We start from the raw sequence: 1,362 nt of genomic DNA, 5'->3' as shown, positions 1-1,362 counted from the left end.
GCCGTGAGCTTATGTGGGGTTACGGATCCGGCTCAAACGGTAAAGCAACCAAGAAAACAGACTTCGTTTGCATGAAATGCGGGAAGCGTTTCGTTAAATAGTGAAAGGAAACTGGAAAAGGCTACTACGTAAAAAGAATGCACTACTATCGGCAGAATAATCAGCAGATTGTCAGCAGATAAAACAACAAATTAGGTCATGCAGAATGTGAGAATGATAATGAGAGATCCCAAAGTATATGTCACTTCAATGTTGCTTAAAGATGCAGATGGTGACCATATCTATGAAATAGATGTGGATGATGAAGAGGTAATAGTTGAATTGGAGGCTGTTTTATATTTCAGCCCTGAGATGAAGGAAATTCTAAGAACTTTTGATTATGGCAGAATACACATGCTAGTTGAAGCCCCTGGGATAGATCGTATTTGGATGACTTCAGACATACCAATCGATCAGCTTGCTGCGCTAAAGCTGGCAAAGGCCCAATTCAAGTTCACTATCGATTCAACTATCGCAAATGAATTGCACGTGATTTTAGCATATAGTTCAAAGCATAACGGGGATATGGGGATGACTGCATCAATAGAATCCGGGACTTTCTTCGAAACCTACATCCCTATAAACAGAGGTGACGGTAATGATGGACAATAATAATGTGCTTCAAATGCCTAGCGCAGTTTCTCAAGATGCAGGTACTTTATCTGAAAATGTCTCCATCTCCAAAACACGATATAATAATGGTGATGGAGGTGGCACTATGAAAGATGATCGCTATGTCACACACGCTGAACTGGAGTTGAACACCGAAAAAGTATTGCACCATATGGACAACAAGTTTGGCAAGGTTGATGCTAAACTTGTTGGTCTTGATAAACGCTTAACCAATGTAGACGAGCGCTTAGCTAGTATAGATAAGCACTTAACCAACGTAGATAAGCAATTCGTTGAGACTGAACAGCACTTGTCTAAAGTAGATAATCGTCTAGATTTGCTTGGTCAAAAAATAGATCAAATTCCAACTACAATTGAAAACTCGATCTTACGTGAACGAGAGTTTCAACGCCAGCAACATACAGAAACAATCAGATATATCTTTGGCACAATTGTTATTGGTTTGATTTCTATAGCTGTTGCAATTATTAGCTTGATGCTCTAGCGCTATGGTATATGCAAGTACACGAATAAAAAAGAAAAGAAGCCCGTTATAGCGGGCTTTTTTGCTGGATTTAACACGAATAAAAAGGAAAAAGACTATGGCTTACTATGAAAAACGATACAACGGTTGGCGTGCTAAAATCAACTGGTACGACACCAAAGGAAAAAGACACGCTAAAAGTAAGCAAGGATTTGCCACCAAGCGCC

Annotated in this window: 2 protein-coding genes; both read left to right on the top strand. The window is 39.6% G+C overall.

The annotated features are described in order from the left end of the window. Window positions 1–219 precede the first annotated feature (219 nt). Window positions 220–651, top strand: coding sequence for a DEAD/DEAH box helicase family protein (locus FC20_RS09505; RefSeq protein WP_008463288.1), 432 nt, complete (start codon window positions 220–222; stop codon window positions 649–651). Next, window positions 638–1,156 (top strand): hypothetical protein, encoded by a 519-nt coding sequence (locus tag FC20_RS09500; RefSeq protein WP_008463287.1) that lies wholly within the window; start codon window positions 638–640, stop codon window positions 1,154–1,156. Before FC20_RS09505 ends, FC20_RS09500 begins: the two co-directional genes overlap by 14 nt. Window positions 1,157–1,362 lie beyond the last annotated feature (206 nt).

This window comes from Lactobacillus equicursoris DSM 19284 = JCM 14600 = CIP 110162 (assembly GCF_001434815.1).
Taxonomy (GTDB): Bacteria; Bacillota; Bacilli; order Lactobacillales; family Lactobacillaceae; genus Lactobacillus; species Lactobacillus equicursoris.
Note: the sequence above shows the minus strand (reverse complement) of the source record. Positions and strands in the feature narration are given on the sequence as shown.

Coding starts and splice junctions, on each gene's coding strand:
- FC20_RS09505 (WP_008463288.1), top strand. CDS start 220: ATGAGAGATCCCAAAGTATATGTCACTTCAATGTTGCTTAAAGATGCA.
- FC20_RS09500 (WP_008463287.1), top strand. CDS start 638: ATGATGGACAATAATAATGTGCTTCAAATGCCTAGCGCAGTTTCTCAA.